Here is an 18,848-nt window from a genome sequence, read left to right as displayed (position 1 = left end):
CCCAGCGGCAAGTTTAATAAACCGTTCCCCGATTGGGTCTCCGATGATAAACCCCGTGGGAGATGACTTCGTCAAAAGGTACCGGCTTGAGTACAACCTGGACGCCCTTGAGAGGGTTAGGGGAGAAATCGGCGAAGAGGCCTATTCCCGCCTGAAAGCCCTGATAGAGTACCGCCTTTACAGAAAGGAGTTTGACCGCTCACCCATCGACGTTAAGATAGCCCTTGCCTTTTCCGCCGGTTCGGACAGCACGGCGTCCCTCAAAATACTCCGCTGGGCCGGCTTCGACGTTGTCCCTGTTATGGCAAAGCTCCCGCAGATGAGGGAGCCGGTTCTCCTCAACGCCATGACGCAGGGTGCGGTTTTCGTGGAGATACCGGGATACATGGACGAGATGAAGGAGCAGATAAGGAAGGGGGCACCCGTCTGCGGCCGCTGTCACACGATGGTCATGGACGCCATCGAAGACTACGCTAGGGAGAACGGGATAAAAATCGTTGCTTCAGGCGACCTTCTGAGCTCCGGGCTTATCTCTATCCACAGAAAGGGGGACGTGGTTGTCCTGAACCTCCCGGCCTTTCTGGCCCTTGACAAGGGCGAGGCGATAGCGACCCTCGGGCGGAAGTATGCCCTCGGCTTCGGATGCACCCTCTGGAGGTCGGCCGCAAAGAATTCGCCGGTTCTGAAGAGGTTCGGCATTCAGAGGGTTCTGAGGGAGCTTCGGGCAAGGGCACTTACTCCCGAGATGGCGGAGAGGCTGATATTCGACATCCTATCCCAGTAGCTACTCATTTCTGACCCAAAAGGTTTAAATCTGTCATCCTGAACTTCACCCAGGTGGTGGATAATGGTCACGAAAGAGGAAGTTGAGAACGTCGTTAAAGCAATCGTTGACGAGAAGTTCGTAAAATCCGTCGATGTGAACGAGAAGGGGGACGTGGCGGTCACCCTAGCGAAGGACACCCCGAACATCGACGACGTGCTGATAAAGCTCAACGCTGAGCTCGGGAGGATTGAAGGGGTGGGCACCATAACGATAAACCGCGAGAGGGAGATGAAGGCCGAAGAGAACGCCGAGCTGAGCGAGGAGCTCATCCTTGAGAAGCTCAAAGAGGTCATAGACCCCGAAATCGGCATCGATGTTGTCAATCTCGGCCTCATATACGAGCTAAAGGTCAGGCCGGACAGAACAGTGTACGTGAAGATGACGATGACGACCCCGGGCTGTCCGCTCACGATGTGGATTCTCAGGGCCGTTGAGGACAAGGTTCTCGAAATCCCCGGCGTCAAGGACGCTGAAATCGAGCTAACCTTTGATCCGCCCTGGACGCCCGACAGAATCAGTCAGGAGTACAGGAAAAGGCTTGGACTCTACTGACCCATTCTGTCAATTTCTGTTCATCAACGGGTGGGTTGCTCCCTTTTTCTACGTATTTTCGTCTTTCAGCGTCCGTTCTTCCGACGAAAAGTTTATATTCGCCGGGGTTCATCTAACTCCGGTGATGTTCCCATGGCGTGGAAGGTTAAGATTGACCAGGACGTTTGTATCGGAGATGCCATCTGTGCCAGCCTCTGCCCGGACGTCTTCGAGATGAGCGACGAGGGCAAGGCCCAGCCGGTCGTTGAGGTTATTGAGGACGAGGCTCTCTACAACTGCGCCGTTGAGGCCGCCGAGGCCTGCCCGGTCAGCTGCATAACCGTTGAGGAGGCTTGAAGCCTCTTCTTTTTCCCCTTCATTGGGTGCCGCTTTTCTGAGGGTTCCCTGAAAGTTCCGAAGGTTTGAAAGTAGAAGAGAAGGTCACTCCAGGCCAAGCCCGAACTTCTCGGCCTGCTCAAGCACGTACTCCCTTATCTCCCGCGCCTTCGGCAGCTCCGCCACTATCTCACCGTTCTCAATGAGCGGCTTGATGAGCGGCTCAACCTTTGCACCGCAGACAGGACAGCGTTCGAGCTTTTTGTCCGCCGGAACGCGGTGGTAGTGGCCCTTCTCGCAGCGGTATATCTGCTTCCTCCCGCTGAGCTTGCCGCGCTTCGTTATAGGCTTCCCCTCGATCTCCACTATGTCGAGCGAGAAGTCAACGGGTTTGGCGCTGGCTATCGAGCCTCCAACGCCGAAGGCATCCGCAACGTCCACTATCTCCCTTATGCTCTCCTCGTCCAAACCGCCGCTCACGAAGATTTTGACGTGCTCGTGGCCCCTCAGGTCGAGTTCCCAGCGAACCTCCTCGATTATCCTCCTGAAGTTGCCCCTCCTGGAGCTCGGGGTGTCGAGCCTGACCGCGGTGAGCCTCTCGCCAAGCGCTTCAGCCGCCATCAACGCTTCAAACTTCTCGTCGCAGAGCGTATCAACCAAGGCGGTTCTCGGAACCTCGGGCTCAACGACCTCGTCGAAGTACTTCCAGGCCTTCACCTGGTCGCCGACTACCAGGATGAGCGCGTGGGGCATCGTGCCGACGGGCTTCTCCCCCATCATCTCCGCGCCCATGACCCCAGAAACACCGTCGCAGCCGCCTATGAATGCCGAACGGTCTATCATCGGCGCTATTGCCGGGTGCATGTGCCTTATGCCGAAGGAGTAGACCGGCTTGAAGTTCGCGGCTATCTTCGTCCTGAGTGCGGCGGTGGCTATTCCCGTCGCCTGACTGAGCATTCCAAGCAAAGCTGTCTCGTAGATTCCAAACTCCTTGTAGTAGCCTTCTATCTGGAGAACGGGCTCGTAGGGGTGGAATATAGTTCCCTCCGGCATCGCGTAGACGTTCACGGGGAGCCCCTCAAGGAGCTTTGCAACCTCCTCGATTCCCGCCAGAACCCCCCACTTCCAGCCCTTCGGAAGGGAAGTCGTTGTCACGTCGGCGAAAACTTTCCTGTGAATGCCCTTCTCGACGAGTATCTTCTTCGTTCTGATGAAGTAAACGTCCGTGGTCTTTCCGGCTTTGATATCATCCTCATGGGCGATGTAGAAGTCTCTCATTTCTCCCCACCTGATAGGGAGTTCTCGCCATCGGATTTAAGGCTTTCCAGGGAAAGGCTTATAAGGACAAAAACCGACCGGTCGGTAGGTAAAGTTGGGGGTGAACTGGTTGAGGGCAATTACCGAATCTGTCGTGGAGAAGCCAAAGAGAACCGTTGCGGTCGTTCTCCTCTTGACGCTCCTGTTTATGGCTTCTGCGTCGCAGCTCAAGGAGGAGACCAGTCTGAACGCCATGTTTCCCAGCTACCCGGAAGTCAAGCTGATGGAGGACATCCAGCACGATTTTGGAAACGTTGAACCGGTCATCATAATACTGCGGGGTGACGATGTCCTGACCCCGGAGTACTTCTCAAAGACGGCCGAGATAACTTCCAAACTGCTGGAGGATGGTTCCATCAGTGATGCCCTGATTCAGCCGAAAGAGCAGAGTATAGAATCCCTTCCCGGAATCCTGGCGCTCTACCGGCTTTCCCTGGAGGGCAAGATGCATCCCTCGCAGTCCGAGGTTCTGGCGGAGATGCGTTCCTTTGAATCCAAGGAAGAGATAACCGAGACGCTGGAGGCGTTTCTCTCCGATCCGAACATCCCGGAGGACATGAAGGACTACGCGCTCTCATTCCTGCCGAAGGATTTCAACGGGAATGCAATGAAGAGCGGGGAGATGGCGATTTACGTGTCTCTGAACGCCGGCCTGCCGGAGAACGAGCTTGAGAGGGTCGAGCGTGAAATAGAAGCGATCGCGGGGAATGTGGATGCTGACTCTTTAACGTACGGCTTCCAGCTGCTCAACTACTACTACGTAAAAACCGAGGAACGCCTGGCTCCTGCCTTTGTTCTGGCCCTGCTTCTGATACTGGCGCTCATGTTCTTCAACTTCAGGAACGTCGGTGACGTCCTCCTCTCCCTTCTCACACTCTTCCTCGCCATGGTCTGGACGTTTGGACTCGCGGGAGCGTTTGGATGGAAGCTCGACCTGATGGCCGGGATGGTGCCAATCCTCATCCTGGGCCTTGGAATAGACTTCTCCTTCCATGTACTGATGGGCTACCGCGAGAAACTCCGCGAGATGAAAACCCCGGGAAAGGCCATGAAAGCCGTGCTCTCCACGGTCGGCGTGGCACTTCTCCTGGCGATGATAACGACGGTGGTTGGCTTTTCCTCCAACGGCATCTCCGACCTCCCCAGCATGAGGCATTTCGGCTTTCTCGCGGCTTTTTCCATAGTCGCGATCTTTGTTCTGAACATAACCTTCGTCCCAGCCGTTAGGGTGCTGATTGACGGTAGGAGAGAAAAAGGCGCTCCTGCCAGGAAAACAAAGGGCCACTACCGTACGCTTAAGGTTCCGTGGTTCATCAGCGGGAAGATAACAGCCGCCATCCTGTTCCTCGCCATCCTCCTGGCGGGCGCCGCCGGGTGGTCTCTGGGGCTCGGCATGAAGGCCTCCTACGACCCAACTGGGGAGCTGGCGAAGGACCTAAGCGTTACGAGGGCATATGATCTGCTCAACGAGAAGTTCAGCGTTGGCACGGAGCGCGTTTACGTCAGGGTGGATGGAAACCTAACGAATCCGGCGCTCTGGGCCGGACTCCAGAACGCGGTGAGGAGGATGAACGATGACGCCTACATCGTCAGGTCCAACGGCACCGCAAAGGTCGAGTGGATTCTAACGCTCGTCCCGTTCCTCTCGATGGAGAACCCGGAGGTTTTGAGAACCTACTCCGCCGTTGACGGGGACGGTGATGGGTTCATTGACGAGGGTGTGTCCCCTGAGAAACTGAAAGAATTCCTAAGTGCCGTGTACGGCACTCCGATGGGAAGGTACTACCTTCACCGGAACAAAAACGGGGGCTTCAATGGTCTGTTGCTCGTGGTTCCCACCAGAACCGACTTCGGTTATCACGGAAAGGAACTCCTGAAGGAGCTGCGGGAGGACTTCGCGGGGATAAACGCCAGCATCGGCTTCACGGGGGAGCCCATAATCTGGGCCAAGGGGCTCGACGACGTGAGGGACTCCATGATCAGCTCCATGTTCCTCTGCCTCCTCTTCGCTTTCATCGTCCTCCCCCTGGCCTTTGGGCTCGCCCACCGTTCACCACTCCTCGGACTGCTCGTGGCGGTTGCGCCGTTTCTCGTGCTGGGATGGCTCTTCCTCACCATGAGGCTCTTCAACATCCCGCTCAATACGATGACCGCCATGGTCGGGGCGATAATCGTGGGGATCGGCATAGACTACCCGATTCACATAGCCAACCGCTGGGCCCTGGAGAGGAGGGCAGGAAAGGACTTTGACGAATGCTATTCGATTTCCCTCTCCAGCACGGGCAGGGAGGTTCTGTACTCGGCTTTGACGACCCTGATAGCCTTCGGCGTTCTCGTGACGATTCCGATTCCCATTATAACCCAGTTTGCAACCACCACTCTCTTTGGACTTATCTACAGCCTCCTGGGCGCCGTTCTGGTTCTTCCAATTTTGATACGGCTGTTCTGGCACAGGGATGCGGAGGAACGCCCCGGGGCGAAGGTGTGACGTTTTTCTTTTTCAAGCCTCGCCCTTAGCCGGGAGGAGGTCAGACGCAGTGATTGCTGAAACCTCCTTTTTTCTTTCGGATTCCGGAACTCTGGCAACCGGTTTGTACGAATCCCAAGAAAAGTATTTGAGGGGTGGGTTCGATATGATGGTGGTCGCGGGGGTGGTAGCGCACCGTTGAGGGTAAAACAGGTGGATACCATGAAGGGCGAGGAAACTAGGAGACGGATAGTGGTGGCGGCCCTTGAGCTGTTCAGCGAGAGGTCGTATCACGACGTTTCCATGGAGGAGATAGCCAGAAGGGCGGGCATTTCAAAGGGCGGTCTCTTTCACCACTTCCCGAGCAAGTACGAGCTGGCCAAGGAGGCCCTCTTTTACGGTCTTGAGGTATGGGGGCGCGAGGTTATCTCCAAGATTCAACCGCTGGAATCCGCGGAGGAGAGGCTCTGGGCTATAATAGACGCCTCCTTTGACTTCGTTATACATAGCCTTAAGTTCTCCCGCTTCTTTCTGGAGGTTTATGAGGAAAGCTTAAAGCAAAAAAACGGGCCGGACATCTGGAAAGCCTTCGGAAGCGAATACCTTGGGATTTTGGAGGACATTTTCAGGGAGATTGGGGCCGAAAATCCCCGGGCGAGGGCGTTTCTCCTCGGGGCGCTGGTGGATGGATTTGCCCTGGACTACCTGATATTCCGGGACGAGGTGTCGGTTGAAGAGGCTAAAAAAGAGGCGTTCCGGATTTTCACCTGCACAAAACGGTCGTGAGAAACCTATTTATTGCCGGAAAGCGTAGAGATAAATCGGTGATTGCATGAATGTCCCGATTGGTAGGCTTATCTCCCTGAAGGGGAGGAAAGCCCTGATAACCGGCGCTGCTTCGGGAATAGGCCGTGCAACGGCACTTCGCTTCGCCGAGGCCGGGGCGGACCTGGAGCTCGTTGATATAGACGAGTTTGGGCTGAAGGAAACCAAGGCGCTCGCCGAGGGGTTCGGCGTCGAGGTCGGCCTCCACCGCGTCGACCTCTCAAGGAAGATAGAGATTGACACCCTGTGGGAGTCCCTGAAGGACAGGGAGCCGGATATCCTTGTGAACAACGCCGGTGTCTACTGGTTCAAGGACTTCACGGAAGTTGATGAGGGGTTCTACGAGAAGGCCATGGCGATAAACCTCCACTCAGTCTTCTGGATGTGCCAGCACTTCGTCAGGGCGAGGAAGGAGGAGGGGGGAGTGATAATCAACGTGAGCTCGATAGAAGCTTTTCTCCCCTTTGCCAAAGGCCTTGCCCACTACGACGCGGCCAAGCTTGGCGTGGTTGCCCTAACTAGGGCTATAGCGAGGGACTACGGCAAGAAAATCAGGGCAAACGTCGTAGTGCCCGGAGGCATAGAGACCGAGGGGGTAAAGAAGCTCAAAAGGGAGGCGATAATGAAGTTCGACATGGAGAAGATAGGCATATCTTTCAACTTCAACGCGCGCCTCCCGATGGGGCGCTTCGGTCAGCCGGACGAAGTTGCGAGGGTGATGCTCTTCCTCGCGAGCGACCTGGCGAGCTACGTCAACGGGGCGGTAATCCCAGTTGACGGGGGATTCCTCTCGACGTGAGCCATTAGAGCGTTGTACCAGTACATTATTAACACAAGCTTCTCAGTTTTTATTTGGTGGGGCCGATGGGCAAGGATGTTGATATCGGTGAGATAATCCGAGGCGGAGTTTTTTTGGTTTCCTATGGCCAGTACAGCCTCGGGTGGAAGATAGGCGTGGAGTACCTTAAAAGGGAAGTGGAGCGGGGTGCTTTTGGCATCATCCTAAACACCACCGTTCCCGTTAGAAAGCTCTGTGAGAGGGCCCGGTCCGTCGGATTCGACATCATTGAGGCTGGGAGGAAAGGGCGGCTGGCGGTTATAGATCTGTTCAACGAGGAGACCGAGTTCGACTTCGTCTATCCCGTCGAGACGGTTGACAGAACCCTCATAATCCCCCGGATCGAGAAGGTTATGGACGAGATACGGGGCATGTATGATCTCAAAGGCAGAAAGGTTGTGGGGGCCGTAGTGACTCTTGACGGCCTCTACGAGCTCTTCGGGGGAAAGTTCCTGAAGAACATGATGCTCCAGTACTTGATGAGGTCAGAGAGACTCCTGAAGGAGGGCTATGACCACTGGACGATATTCATAGTCAACCGGGATACAATACCCAGGGAACTCCACTCATGGATACTCAGCGTCAGCGACTACGTGATCCTGACCGAGGGCATAATGGACAGGACGAGCCTGATAGAGAACACCGTTCTCCTGAAGAGCCTAGCCCCAGGATTCTCCCGGAGGATGTTCCAGACGACAGTGCCGGCCGAGAGAATGAACTGAGTCATAACCTGAAGGGAAGCTCCACCTCCTCACCCCTTTCCTTTTTATGCAGCTCCCTGCGGTAGGCCTCCAGCGGTCTGTCCTCCACCCTTAGGTAGCCGGCGAACGTTTTGGGGCTTTTCTCCAGCTCACCGAAGAACTCCGGATAGCGTTTGTCCCTGATGATGTGGTGGTCGAGTACTATCTCGGCACCGGTTTCGCGGATTATCTCGTTGAGATTCTTGACGCCCGTTTCCCAGCCGCCCTCGGCACGCTTTCCTAGGTAGGTCGGTGGCCCGCCCGTGATGAGCAGGTCCGGACTCTTCTCCACTATCCACTCAACGGCACGCCTGTTGAGGAGCTGGATGTCGCTGGCATGGATTAAGCGGAAGCCGTCGTCGATCATGACCATCACAACGAAACCGAGCTTCGAGCCCTCGTTGCCGTGCGGAACGGCCGGCGAGAACTCCAGCGTAACGCCGCCGAGGTCGAAGCTCCTGCCGTCTGCGAACTCCACCCTCTCCGCTATCGGCTCGGCGTTCTTCATGAATGCCCAGGCGCGCTTCCTCTGGCTGAAGTTGATATTCTCCCTAGGGTGCTTTATGAAGAGCCGCTTCCCTTCGTAGATTTCCCTCGCGTATTCCTTGCTGGAGCTCTCGTAGAGGCCCTCGAAGAAAGGGGTATGGTGGTCGTAGTGGTAGTGCGAAATCGTCACGACCTCTGCCTTCCTCGCGTGGCCCTGTATCTTCCTCCTCATCTTCTGGAGGGTCTCAAGCTCGATTTTCGCCGGCTGGAGGCCGTAGCGTTTCGGGCCGAGGGCGACGCCGGGATCTATGAGGACTTTTATTCCGGATGCCTTAACGAAGACTGCCAGGCTCCTCACACCGAGGCTCTCGGAGGCGAGTGGAATGATTCTCATGTCCTTCCCCGTGTAGAATTTTCGGGCTAAACCTTAATAAGTCCTGCCCGTTAGTGGAAGTTGACCGATGATGAGTGTCATCCTAAATCCTCTTTTGCATGCGTTTTGTATATAAGTACAAAACCAATTGTATGCTCTAACGTTCTTATATAGCCTTAAAGTATGCGTCGATTATGCTCTTATAGTATATAAATATTTCGATATAATCAATGTCATAGGTTAATGTATGCAATTCAGCAATGTTTATAAACTTTGAATATTCATAGAACAATTTAGAACATTATCAAGGGCGGCATGAACTATGAGGAGGAAACGATTTGGAGGCCCTCAAAAACTGCCCGTCCGTTACTCCTCCGATGATTACATACTCCTCGACCTTAGAGACGTAGATGAATATAAAGAAGAACTCATAAGCTTGAGAAACTTAAAACAGCTGAGTCCAGGCACCTTTCAGAATAAATCGTTTGCAATAAACACGTTCATTGAGTACCTGCTGAGAATAAAAGGGCCCATAGCTGATGATAACCCCATAATAAAACTGACCGCAATGGATGTGTATCAGGTGTTTTCAGAATACCTCAAAGACCCTCGAAGGAGCAAATCTACCCACACATTTAGGGTTGTGGTTAAGTACACTGAAGAAGCGTTGAAGCACATCCTCTGGGAGAAATACGGAATCAGTTTAACCCGAGCCTTAGGAGACGAAGTCTTTAATCCAAACCTCTACTTGAGACTGGTATCAACAATAGCCATGAGATCAAAGGCAATACAACTGCAGACCCACAGAAAAAGGGAGAAGGAAAAGGTTGTTTCTCCGGATCAAATAAAGCTTGCACTGAAATGGCTTTCGGTTCTCATCTCAGAACGCCCCACAATCACAGTAGAAAAGGTTCGGCTTGCTACTCTAATAGCCCTTATGACCGGGGCTAGGAGCTCAGAAATCAACGACCTCCAATTCATTACTTCTGACGATACAGGTAGAAGAATCAAGCAAATGGACCTCACTGAAGGGGTAATATACTTTAGGAGAGCAAAGCTACGGCGAGATGGGGGAGGAGTTACTCCAATATTCACATCCTATATTGGTGAACGAACTCAAGGTTTTTAAAAAGAAATATGTTCTAGACCCCACACAGCCAATTTTCGGTTTCTATTCAATAGACAAAATATTTACACACTACTACACCCCTAAAGAGACGTTTAGAAGCCGTAAAAAGCTGGAAGAAATCTACCACAAGTATCCTTGGCTTAAGCACTGCAGTCCGGATAAGCCGATAATCACAATTAAACTATTCAGAAAGTTCTTTGACAGCCATCTTCAGAACATGATATACAGCCTAGTAGACGATGGCAGAGTCGATTTCATGAATTTTCTAAGCGGAATTCGGCTCGTTGATGAGCTAAGGAGGTACAAGAACTATCTTTTAGGGAGAGCAGAAGGCGTTGACTTCATGCACTACATCTCGCTTACAGAGGATAAAAGATTCCGCAGAAGGTATAAAAGACTTACAAGACTGTTCGTTGACTCAATAATAGATGAAGCCATGCCAGAACTTCTTCTAGTTCTAAGCGAGGAAACCTCCCAGAAGTTCTTCTCCAAGTATCCGTATTCTGAATCCAGAGCAACCTCCATAGGAATAGGGGAGATAACGTGAACTGTCTTGGGGGTGTTTATTAAAATGGGAAGATATGCTGTCAGAAAGCACGGGAAGATGAAAAGTAAAAATGCTAGAGTTGAAATTTCAAAGCTGACTCTCGATGATGTCTACATAAGTCTACTCAAACGTCAAGATAAGCTAAAAGAAAACACAGAAGACTATCAAAGAATAAGGGTAAAGATATTCGTCCTAAGCCACCTGGCCCAGAATGACTGGGTGTGGTTTACAGTTAGAGAGCTGATAGATGAGCTCCTAAAAGCCTCAATTCTCTCTCCAGAGGCATTAGGCGACGGAAAATGGGAAGCTTTTATCAGGATGTTTTTGTACCGTCTATACAAGAAGGGATTCCTTGAGCGGAAAGTCACCATCGTTGGGACACTCGCCTATAAATACAGAGTGAAAACAGAAAAGATGAAAAATCAGATGGTATTCTTTTATGAATCTTATTCAGAGCTGATCCGAGAGGAGGGGGAGGTTTGGTGACACTGATTTATGATAAGAAGAGAAAGAAAATTTGCCGTGACCCAAAGGATGAAGATGAAGAGTTTATTTTAGGAATGCTGAAGAACATTGAGCCGATTTTAGCCGAAGACTGGAACAGACCAGAAGATGAGTGGTGGGATACTGTAGAAGGAAAGAGATACAAACAGAATATTCAATGATAGCGCGTCAGTGGATTTTCACTCTGAATCAAGCCGATAATCTAAATTAATTTAGCAAGTCTGGATAACTCACCGTGTGTTGGATTTAGAAATTGTGAGTTTAGGTTATGAAAATTGATGTTCTATTGAAGATCTTCTGAAAACTTGGGATGTTCAACTATTATCCGTCAGAATTCTGAGGAGCTGATACGAAACAGGATGAAACTAGATAGAACAAGATAGAATTTGATAGAACGCTATAGAACTCATGAGAACACAAAAAAGGGCTTTCCATATCTATACTCCCAACTCTTTCTTTCTTAGACCCTTCAATGCTCTGTTATGAGCATTCTTTTGATAATTTTAATAATTCAGCCTATCGCTGTCAGGGCATACACTTATCTATTAGCTTATAACTAGCATGGCCTTCTATAGCTTGGCAACTTTTGTTAGAGGTTCATAATTAATTCAAAGCTCTTAGCCTAAACTTTGAACTCACTTCCATTTTCTACGTTTTTGTTTCAGTCTCAACAACAATTAGGAGTTTCACTGCAGTTGCAATTAAAAGATTAGTTAGGCATGGTCTGTTAAAAAGAGAGTTTAATTCGGCCCAAACTTTTAGAGGTTAGGTATAGAGGAATTCTACTCCTCGAAACTGCCCAGCTTACTTAGAACCTCCTTCACTAATTCTAGAACATCGTTCCACACGGTACTAAATTCTGGAAGTTCCCTCAACTGATGACCCAGACTGCTCTCCCAGGCCCTTTCATAGTAGGGCTTTCTGCCTTGAAGGGCATTCACATTCGGCTCGACTCCCTTAGCCTCAAACTTGGGACGGAGTATCTGTGTCACACTTCCCAAATCGGCGACGCTTTTTAGAAACCATATGTCGTACAAATCCCTCGGCCTCGTCCTCTGGAACAGAGACCTGATTTTCTCAGCCAGTATTTCCTCCAAGCTGTAAGCCCTAACGCTTACTACGGAAAACCTTGGGCTGTCTGAATACCCATGCAGAATCGGCCTTTCTTGGAGAGGTAGCAGTATCTTCTCATACTTTTCGAGGGTTATGTCCATCTTAATCTTCGGAGGATTTCCGGTTCTGCTGAGCAGTCTAAACGGAATCCGAACTTCAAACCCAAGAAGCTCTCCCGGAAAAAGCTTCACTCCGTATCTTGGCCTCAGTTCAAAATCAAGGAACTGAACGGGCCCCTCATTGGCCGCTTCAACGGCTTCAGCTATTTTAGCTTGGACATCCCCTATATCCGGCTCCTCTAAAAGCAGGGTGTAGTCAAGGTCCTCGGAAAACCGGTAGTCTGAAAAATAAGCTTTTTTCAGGCAGGTACCTCCCTTGAAGGCCAATATCCTCCAAAACTTTGATTTCCAGAGTCCGTAGAGCATCCAGCTTATAGCATAGTCTTTTTCAACAGTGGAAACCGGAACCCCAAGCTCAGAACTTAGGGCCTTTATCTCGTCTTCAATCATTCTACCTCCTCCCAATAATCCTCCGGAACGTTGATTCTCAGGCCCCACCGATAGTTAAAGCGGCCTTCCTGAGGCATTGAGGGGTCGAGGAGTGCAAAGCTCTTCTTATCATTTTCAGAAAGTCTGATTTCCTTCTCAATCCCAAGCCCCAGCTTCTCACTTAAAAATCCCAAACGCTTCAGGATGGCCTTGCTCTTCATCCGTTCAGCATATTCCAGCAACTTTTCATAATCCAGCCTCGCGTTCTTGAGAGCCTTAACGACCTCGATTATTCCCCCACAGTACTTAGGCTTGTCCAGGCAGTCCACTATCGTCTTTTCTGGATCTGTTATCCGAACCTCCCTGCGTCCAAGACGTATAGTACCGATTCCAAAAAACTTCTCGGGGCTGACTACGACTACCTTAAACCTCTTACCGTCGAGTACTATGAGCTTCTGATAGCCTCTCTTTACTGGAGTTTGGATGAAAACCGTTCTTGGAATCTGCTCAGTCAATCCGTAGTAGTTGAGGGCGGACCAGTATGCAACTGCCCCGTTAGGCACCAACAACTGGCCCAAAAGGAACTCGTGAGGCGAAGAGGCCCTTCCAGGTTCTAGGGAGAGGGTATAGATGCCCTTGGCGATTCTCCGAAGAAATCCCTCTCTGAGGAGCATGTTAAGGTAGTAGTTTAGCTGTCTTGTAGTTATGCCAAGCTTCTCTTGGGCCTCCTTCTTGGTGAAGACATCCCCCAGTTCGGAGAGCCTTCTTAAGACCTCTGTGGTATTCATATTTTCTCACCATAATCACAATATAACTGGATAAAAATGAGAATTTTTGAATATAAAGGTTTTGGAAATTAAGTACCTCATGCTTTCAGCTGGATGACTTAGCTGGGAGATGCACAGATTCCTCGGATATCATCCAAAGCAAGATACAAGATTAAATTAAAACAAAAACAAAGCCCAATCAAAGTTTATTTGATCATAGCTTCCATGTGTTTGAGCTTTAGAACGTCTCTGAGCGGGCCTAAGAGTTCTCCAGCCTTCAATGAGACTCCCGCACCGAGAAGGATTAGGGCGAAGAGTAGCCTCGCCTCTGCCAGTCCCAGCCAGTCCACGACGAAACCGTAGATGAAGTAGAAGACACCCATTGCCAAGGCGGAGACCATTGAGTAGATTGACATTATTGTGGCTCTCTTTTCGCTCGGAATCCTGTGCTGGAGTTCTATTCCAAGGTTGAAGCCGAAGGCCGTGTGTATTATCGTAACGAGGATTCCCAAGGCGATTATCCAGAGCGGGTTCTGGTAAACTACCGAGAGGGCTGTCATTACTGGGACGATTACTGGGGCGAGGGAGTAGGCTTTGACGCTCCATTTGTCCCTGAGCCGGATTCCGATGAGTTTGGGCAGGACTTTGACAACGGCCTCTATGACTGCGAGAATGCCGAGCGTTCCTACGAGCGTAGTTTTGAGGATTTTGGCGAGTATGTCGCCTAAGTAGGGTTCGAAGAATTGGCGGAATTGGTTGGTGGCCATGACGACGGTTATGGAGAGGATTATGAGCCAGAGGAGTTCTGGCCGGCGGATTTCTCGGAAGGACTGGAGGGTGTGGCTTAGATAGGAGCGTTCGGGTTTCTGGAATTCGTATTCTGGGATTGTGTAGGCGACTATGAGCGTGGCTATTTCGAGGATTAGGGTTAGGATTAAGGGTAGGGTGAAGCCGTAGAGTTGGGCGAGGATTCCGCCGATGGCTACTGTGAGGGCGGAGAGGGGTAGGGTTATGGTTTTGATGTCTTTCATGAGTTGTCTATATTCTTTTTCTCTGCCGAGGTGTTTGAGGTTGTCGTATAGCCATGCTTGGAGGCTTCCGCTGATGAATGCGACTGCGAGGGGTGTTATTATTGAGTAGGCGATGAGCATTGGGAAGTTTTTGAGGAATATGAGTATTATCGTGCCGATTGGGTAGAGGGCGAGGCCTGTGAGGACGCTGGTTTTTCTGCTTATTTTGTCTCCTACGACTCCGGTTGGGACTTCGAAGAGGAATGTTCCGATGGTTGCTATGGCCATTGCTGTGCCTATTTGGGCGTAGTTGAAGCCTTTGGTTAGGTAGTAGATGACGAGAATGTTTCCTACGAATCCAACGTTCATGAGAGCATAAAAGAGCTTGTATTTCCTAACCAGGTCCACTTAACATCCACCGCCCCAATTAAGGAGCAGGAAAAATAAAAAGTTATCACTCTTCAGGTGGGACATTCTTAGAGCGGTAAATATCCCCAATAATCTCTTTGATTGTGGCTTCATCTAAGGCTTTTTCAGTAGTTTGGAGCGGAAGTATGAGGAGCTCTATTATTATAGTGGGAGAGTAGACCCTCGACGTTGAGATGGCAGTTACCATTTCATCGAGAAGAAGCTGGTATTTTTCCTCCAGAGGCCGGTCCTTTTCTTTGAGGATGTCCAAGGTTTTGGCCAATAATGAAGGAGAAACTTCAGAAAGCCCTGTGTCTATCAATATGCGAGATATCTCCTCTTCAGCTTTCTTCTTATTGCGGGTTCTGTGAAATGTTTCAGTAAGTTTCCTAGCCAGCGTTGATATATCGGTACACGAGTCCAAGTTGAGTGATGTGCAGGCTTTAATTTTGATTAATCCCAAAGACTCAAATTCCAGCAGACTTTTCTTTACAGTCCGGGAATCCTTGTTCAGTGTTTTCAAAGCGTCAACAAAGACCACAGCGGGAATAGGCACTTTAGTCCATGGAACCTTAATGTCAATTCTCCACCTAGATAGGATTGTGTTAAGCACATTTTCATATCTTTGGAGAATCTTGTCCCGCCTCCTATCTTTCCTGTATTTGTTCAGCCGGTGAATCCAGTTCTTTCTTGCTTCTTTATGCTCTAAAATCTCTTCGAGAGCACTCTCTAGCTCTTCAGGGGTTTCAATTAAATTAAGGATATGCCCTAGGACCAGCAGATCTTCAAGGGTATAAACTATCTGTTCTTGGGCTGGGTCCTTAGGGTACCATCCTGAAGCTAAAATATCCAGTAGAGCATTTATTCCAGGAGTCACCTTAACGCATTTTAGTTTCAATTCTCCCGGCTCCATGAGTCCGTAAAGCACCCCAATAATCTCTTTAATTTCCTCCCTTTTCATTATCTGCCACCCCAGTTGTTTTTATATCCATGAGTAATTGATCTGCATAATTTCTATGCTCTAATTAATTAAATAATTATTGGATCTTGCTTTTGACCACTACCTTTTCATGTCGTGAGATACCCAAAAGGGGACAAACAAACGTTTACGAGATAAAAAGCTCTTAAAGTGGCCAGAATCTAAATTGAAAACTTTATATAGTATAAGAGCATAAAAAACGTCCATTTCTCAAAGTTTATAAACTTGCAAGTCTACATAATTACATAAGAACTCGTGTACACTATCACAAGAACTTGAACGAGGTAATGTAGTAATGAGGCAACTGCATGTTCTAATCCCAGACGAGCTGGATGAGGAATTTAGGCTCGCGGTTGGAAGGAGATACGGATCAAAGAAGGGAGCATTAGGGATTGCAGTCACCGAGGCACTCAGGATGTGGATTGAGAAGAATGCGGTTGTGAAAATAAAAGAAGATTGAAACTCTCCAGATAATAGCTCCAATTGAATAATGGGGAATACCCGGGAATGACTAGGTTAGAGGACACTATAAATTTTGTCCCTGCCAATGAATACAACAAAATATCATCAATCAATAGCTCTCATTTTGGATTACAGTCTCATTATTCCGCCGTTAGGCACCATTTTGTAGTATATTTCTCATACTCTAGCACATACATATATGATGTCTTGGAATTTCTAAGCAGGCATCTAATCAAGGCTCTAGTTCGGAATGTGATAAACAGCCGGGATAAGATAAGAGAGATAGAGCAGTGGAGATATATAGGTGAGACAAGAAAAAACGGGAAAAAGTACTATTTATTCCTAAAGAAACCAAAGACGGGAGAGCTCCAGATTGTTTTGGAGGCTCCTCCAACCTCAGTCTATAAGTCAAACTGGATGAAAGACTCGATCGGAATACTTCCAGTCATCATAAAAGGTTTCAAAAATGACCAGGATCCATGGAAGGAACGTCCTCAATGGACAGTAACCGTGGGGCTCATATACAAGAACACAATAGACACCACATATACGAGAGCGGGATATATAAAATCGACAATGAGAATTGATCGCTATGATACTTATTATCCCCTTGACATCCTTAACGCTATTAGAGACCTTCCAAACAGACCTATAGATTATACTTACAGACTCAAAAGAATCAAATTATTAACTCCTGAACTCTACGTGAGGTTTCCCAGATACACTATAGATAAAGATGGTAGAACTGTAGACAATCTCTTAAAGATGAACAGGCTCTTAAATGAATTGAGAGAAAGAAATGGGATACGTCAGCATGTTATCAGCGAGGGAGACGTTAACAGTCTAGATGAGCATGGTAACGTTGTTGATATAATTTGGAAAGGTCATGAGTTCAGATTAAAGTTGTACACCTCAAAATTGTATCCCCACAGAGATCCTAAACTGGAAGTAATAGTTAGAGACAAAGTAGAAATTTCAAGAAACGAACTACATCCTAATTTAGTTCTGAAAAAGCTAGATGCCCTCCGGGAGAGGCTTAACATAGCATCTGGAATCCTGGGCGCTATCATGGCCTTTATGAGAATATCCCCTAGGTGGGATCCGGTTGAAGACTACAGGTACCTAACTCAGAAGCTATTGGTGGATAAAGAATTTTTAGGGTATCTATGGGGCACGGAATCTGCAACCTATTTAGCATCCTATGGACAACACCTAGCAGAATTAGACAAGTTAGATTACCAGATACTCAAGATAACCGCTGAGCGTACTTTCATTAAAGTCCCAATATTGGCTAAGATTTTATCTAAAAGCGAATCTACAATAAGGCGAAGATTAAAAAAGCTGGAAAGGCTTGGATACATCTCTGCCACAAAAGGTAAGAGACCAAACTACTACTGGCTTAGGCTATATGAAGATCTTTCAGTAGCCTCAACCGAAAAAGAGGACAATTTTCTATATGTGGATCCAAAGTTTTTGGAGTGCTCGGTTAGTATATTAAAACAGATTGCCCCAGAGTCATTTTATAGTCAGGAAGACATTGAAAAGATGAGCATAATCCTCTGGGCGACAGGGATTGGATGGAGCACAAGTGAGCTACTATTTGAGTTCACAAAGTTTCTCGGAAAGAGAAGAGGCCTGAAGAAACTGTCTAAGAAAACTATAACAAGATATCTGAAATTTCTAACAAACATCGGATTAGTAACAGTCGAGAAATTTAATGTGGGAAAGAAGAGAGTGAAAAGGTACGTTCTAATTGACAAGACCTTGAAAGCCTGCCTCAAGGATTTAGATTACTACAGGGTATTTGGAATATAACTCAGATGAACATTTCTCCGCGGGAGCTTACACACCACCTATCAGTGCATTGACTTTCTCAATCATCACAGTTAGCTTTCTGCTAAGCTCTCCGCTTAATATGAAGCTACCCTCCTTACCTCGGCCGATCAAGCCTAAACTGACCAATTTCTTCAATGTACGATAGTAGAGCTGGATGTCCCTTGAAGATTTAGTGGGGATTATGACTTTCCACTCATCAGGCCACAGCCTTCCGTTTGTCTTTATGTGATTAATAATCCTCTCTGCCATCTCAGCTTCGTTTTTGGTTAATAAAATCTCCAGAATCGGCGTTTCATACAGAACTGTTATTTCTTTGGGTATTGCCACTTTAACTTCCGAGGGATATTTGGGACGTCTTGGCATTATTCACACCCCATAGTATAATATACTCATTACTTTGTAAATATTTCCCCTAAAGTGATTAGGGCAAAGTCATGCTTATTCACATTTCAATGTGAATAAGTGTGGTTCTGCACTGAATAGGCCTGGCCTATACTAAGGAAACTCAAAAGACAAAAGAATATTCACAACAAAATGTGAATAAATAGGCCTTCACTCTTTATCTTTTTCGAGCAGTTCAATAAATTCCTCAACGCTCAAGCCAGAGACATTATCTGGCTTCAAATTTTTCAGCTCAGCCTTCAACCGGCTCAACGTTTCCTCATCAATTTCTTCCTCAGGAAGATTATCAGCAATCATCTTCAGGACCATGATTTTCAGCTCTTCTACGTCGTTCTCAATCTGGATAACTTTTCTCAATATCTCATTGAGATTATGAAAAACGTCATTCATGCTACATCACCCCCATCTATTTAGGAGGCCATGAATATAAACCATCAACCCACACAACTTTCTTAGAGGCATGG

21 protein-coding genes are annotated in these 18,848 nt (G+C 48.6%); 13 read left to right on the top strand and 8 right to left on the bottom strand.

Translation table 11 applies throughout. The features are described 5' to 3' along the window. Positions 1–43: 43 nt before the first annotated feature. From E3E51_RS02190 to E3E51_RS02180, 3 genes are all read left to right on the top strand, one after another. On the top strand, positions 44–784 hold the full coding sequence (locus E3E51_RS02190) for an ATPase (protein WP_167911475.1): 741 nt from the start codon (positions 44–46) through the stop codon (positions 782–784). A 63-nt stretch (positions 785–847) separates the two neighbouring features. After that, on the top strand, positions 848–1,378 hold the full coding sequence (locus E3E51_RS02185; protein WP_167911474.1) for a metal-sulfur cluster assembly factor: 531 nt from the start codon (positions 848–850) through the stop codon (positions 1,376–1,378). Between the two features lie 132 nt (positions 1,379–1,510). Then, on the top strand, positions 1,511–1,714 hold the full coding sequence (locus E3E51_RS02180; protein WP_167911473.1) for a ferredoxin: 204 nt from the start codon (positions 1,511–1,513) through the stop codon (positions 1,712–1,714). Positions 1,715–1,798: 84 nt separating this feature from the next. Here the strand turns inward: E3E51_RS02180 and E3E51_RS02175 are convergent, their stop codons facing one another. Next, positions 1,799–2,971, bottom strand: a complete 1,173-nt coding sequence (locus E3E51_RS02175; RefSeq protein ID WP_167911472.1) for a nicotinate phosphoribosyltransferase — start codon at positions 2,969–2,971, stop codon at positions 1,799–1,801. A gap of 109 nt (positions 2,972–3,080) precedes the next feature. Between E3E51_RS02175 and E3E51_RS02170 the strand changes: the two genes are divergently transcribed. The 4 genes from E3E51_RS02170 (at position 3,081) to E3E51_RS02155 (ending at position 7,862) form a co-directional block, all read left to right on the top strand. Continuing rightward, complete coding sequence (locus E3E51_RS02170; RefSeq protein ID WP_167911471.1) at positions 3,081–5,498, top strand: MMPL family transporter; 2,418 nt, start codon at positions 3,081–3,083, stop codon at positions 5,496–5,498. Positions 5,499–5,699: 201 nt separating this feature from the next. After that, a complete protein-coding gene (locus E3E51_RS02165) occupies positions 5,700–6,263 on the top strand; it encodes a TetR/AcrR family transcriptional regulator (RefSeq protein WP_167911470.1) in 564 nt (187 codons plus the stop codon). A 46-nt stretch (positions 6,264–6,309) separates the two neighbouring features. Then, positions 6,310–7,101, top strand: a complete 792-nt coding sequence (locus tag E3E51_RS02160) for an SDR family oxidoreductase (RefSeq protein ID WP_167911469.1) — start codon at positions 6,310–6,312, stop codon at positions 7,099–7,101. 56 nt (positions 7,102–7,157) lie between these two features. Beyond that, entirely contained in the window at positions 7,158–7,862 is a 705-nt protein-coding gene (locus E3E51_RS02155; protein ID WP_167911468.1) for a hypothetical protein, read from the top strand. 1 nt (position 7,863) lies between these two features. Here the strand turns inward: E3E51_RS02155 and E3E51_RS02150 are convergent, their stop codons facing one another. Next, positions 7,864–8,760, bottom strand: coding sequence for an MBL fold metallo-hydrolase (locus tag E3E51_RS02150; protein ID WP_167911467.1), 897 nt, complete (start codon positions 8,758–8,760; stop codon positions 7,864–7,866). 301 nt (positions 8,761–9,061) lie between these two features. On the opposite strand from E3E51_RS02150, the gene E3E51_RS02145 reads away from it, so the two are divergent. From E3E51_RS02145 to E3E51_RS02130, 4 genes are read left to right on the top strand one after another with little or no spacing between them, the layout of a single operon-like run. Beyond that, the gene (locus E3E51_RS02145; RefSeq protein WP_167911466.1) at positions 9,062–9,868 is read left to right on the top strand and encodes a hypothetical protein; all 807 of its coding nucleotides are present in this window, start codon (positions 9,062–9,064) and stop codon (positions 9,866–9,868) included. Further along, complete coding sequence (locus E3E51_RS02140) at positions 9,846–10,415, top strand: hypothetical protein (protein ID WP_167911465.1); 570 nt, start codon at positions 9,846–9,848, stop codon at positions 10,413–10,415. Before E3E51_RS02145 ends, E3E51_RS02140 begins: the two co-directional genes overlap by 23 nt. 24 nt (positions 10,416–10,439) lie before the next feature. Further along, positions 10,440–10,901 carry a hypothetical protein gene (locus E3E51_RS02135; protein ID WP_167911464.1) on the top strand — a complete coding sequence of 154 codons (462 nt, stop codon included), beginning with the start codon at positions 10,440–10,442 and terminating at the stop codon, positions 10,899–10,901. Next, entirely contained in the window at positions 10,898–11,080 is a 183-nt protein-coding gene (locus E3E51_RS02130) for a hypothetical protein (RefSeq protein ID WP_167911463.1), read from the top strand. Before E3E51_RS02135 ends, E3E51_RS02130 begins: the two co-directional genes overlap by 4 nt. Before the next feature lie 621 nt (positions 11,081–11,701). Here E3E51_RS02130 and E3E51_RS02125 read toward each other — a convergent pair. From E3E51_RS02125 to E3E51_RS02110, 4 genes are all read right to left on the bottom strand, one after another. Next, positions 11,702–12,541, bottom strand: coding sequence for a nucleotidyl transferase AbiEii/AbiGii toxin family protein (locus tag E3E51_RS02125; protein ID WP_167911462.1), 840 nt, complete (start codon positions 12,539–12,541; stop codon positions 11,702–11,704). Beyond that, entirely contained in the window at positions 12,538–13,308 is a 771-nt protein-coding gene (locus E3E51_RS02120; RefSeq protein ID WP_167911461.1) for a type IV toxin-antitoxin system AbiEi family antitoxin, read from the bottom strand. The genes E3E51_RS02125 and E3E51_RS02120 overlap by 4 nt, the downstream gene beginning before the upstream one ends. 185 nt (positions 13,309–13,493) lie before the next feature. Further along, positions 13,494–14,705, bottom strand: a complete 1,212-nt coding sequence (locus E3E51_RS02115) for an MFS transporter (RefSeq protein WP_167911460.1) — start codon at positions 14,703–14,705, stop codon at positions 13,494–13,496. Positions 14,706–14,751: 46 nt separating this feature from the next. Beyond that, positions 14,752–15,666, bottom strand: a complete 915-nt coding sequence (locus tag E3E51_RS02110; protein ID WP_167911459.1) for a hypothetical protein — start codon at positions 15,664–15,666, stop codon at positions 14,752–14,754. Positions 15,667–15,979: 313 nt separating this feature from the next. On the opposite strand from E3E51_RS02110, the gene E3E51_RS02105 reads away from it, so the two are divergent. Further along, positions 15,980–16,144 (top strand): hypothetical protein, encoded by a 165-nt coding sequence (locus E3E51_RS02105; protein WP_167911458.1) that lies wholly within the window; start codon positions 15,980–15,982, stop codon positions 16,142–16,144. Between the two features lie 47 nt (positions 16,145–16,191). Next, entirely contained in the window at positions 16,192–17,961 is a 1,770-nt protein-coding gene (locus E3E51_RS02100; protein WP_167911457.1) for a winged helix-turn-helix domain-containing protein, read from the top strand. Between the two features lie 27 nt (positions 17,962–17,988). Here the strand turns inward: E3E51_RS02100 and E3E51_RS02095 are convergent, their stop codons facing one another. Both E3E51_RS02095 and E3E51_RS02090 read right to left on the bottom strand, forming a co-directional pair. After that, positions 17,989–18,345 (bottom strand): hypothetical protein, encoded by a 357-nt coding sequence (locus tag E3E51_RS02095; RefSeq protein WP_167911456.1) that lies wholly within the window; start codon positions 18,343–18,345, stop codon positions 17,989–17,991. A gap of 189 nt (positions 18,346–18,534) precedes the next feature. After that, entirely contained in the window at positions 18,535–18,774 is a 240-nt protein-coding gene (locus E3E51_RS02090) for a hypothetical protein (protein WP_167911455.1), read from the bottom strand. Positions 18,775–18,848 lie beyond the last annotated feature (74 nt).

Source organism: Thermococcus sp. 21S7, assembly GCF_012027615.1.
Lineage (GTDB): Archaea > Methanobacteriota_B > Thermococci > Thermococcales > Thermococcaceae > Thermococcus.
This window is presented reverse-complemented; position numbering and strand designations above follow the sequence as displayed.

Excerpts from the sequence above, each read along its gene's own strand:
- E3E51_RS02190 (WP_167911475.1), top strand. The coding sequence starts at position 44 with ATGATAAACCCCGTGGGAGATGACTTCGTCAAAAGGTACCGGCTTGAG.
- E3E51_RS02185 (WP_167911474.1), top strand. The coding sequence starts at position 848 with ATGGTCACGAAAGAGGAAGTTGAGAACGTCGTTAAAGCAATCGTTGAC.
- E3E51_RS02180 (WP_167911473.1), top strand. The coding sequence starts at position 1,511 with ATGGCGTGGAAGGTTAAGATTGACCAGGACGTTTGTATCGGAGATGCC.
- E3E51_RS02175 (WP_167911472.1), bottom strand. The coding sequence starts at position 2,971 with ATGAGAGACTTCTACATCGCCCATGAGGATGATATCAAAGCCGGAAAG.
- E3E51_RS02165 (WP_167911470.1), top strand. The coding sequence starts at position 5,700 with ATGAAGGGCGAGGAAACTAGGAGACGGATAGTGGTGGCGGCCCTTGAG.
- E3E51_RS02160 (WP_167911469.1), top strand. The coding sequence starts at position 6,310 with ATGAATGTCCCGATTGGTAGGCTTATCTCCCTGAAGGGGAGGAAAGCC.
- E3E51_RS02150 (WP_167911467.1), bottom strand. The coding sequence starts at position 8,760 with ATGAGAATCATTCCACTCGCCTCCGAGAGCCTCGGTGTGAGGAGCCTG.
- E3E51_RS02145 (WP_167911466.1), top strand. The coding sequence starts at position 9,062 with ATGAGGAGGAAACGATTTGGAGGCCCTCAAAAACTGCCCGTCCGTTAC.
- E3E51_RS02135 (WP_167911464.1), top strand. The coding sequence starts at position 10,440 with ATGGGAAGATATGCTGTCAGAAAGCACGGGAAGATGAAAAGTAAAAAT.
- E3E51_RS02125 (WP_167911462.1), bottom strand. The coding sequence starts at position 12,541 with ATGATTGAAGACGAGATAAAGGCCCTAAGTTCTGAGCTTGGGGTTCCG.
- E3E51_RS02120 (WP_167911461.1), bottom strand. The coding sequence starts at position 13,308 with ATGAATACCACAGAGGTCTTAAGAAGGCTCTCCGAACTGGGGGATGTC.
- E3E51_RS02110 (WP_167911459.1), bottom strand. The coding sequence starts at position 15,666 with ATGAAAAGGGAGGAAATTAAAGAGATTATTGGGGTGCTTTACGGACTC.
- E3E51_RS02105 (WP_167911458.1), top strand. The coding sequence starts at position 15,980 with ATGAGGCAACTGCATGTTCTAATCCCAGACGAGCTGGATGAGGAATTT.
- E3E51_RS02100 (WP_167911457.1), top strand. The coding sequence starts at position 16,192 with ATGACTAGGTTAGAGGACACTATAAATTTTGTCCCTGCCAATGAATAC.
- E3E51_RS02095 (WP_167911456.1), bottom strand. The coding sequence starts at position 18,345 with ATGCCAAGACGTCCCAAATATCCCTCGGAAGTTAAAGTGGCAATACCC.
- E3E51_RS02090 (WP_167911455.1), bottom strand. The coding sequence starts at position 18,774 with ATGAATGACGTTTTTCATAATCTCAATGAGATATTGAGAAAAGTTATC.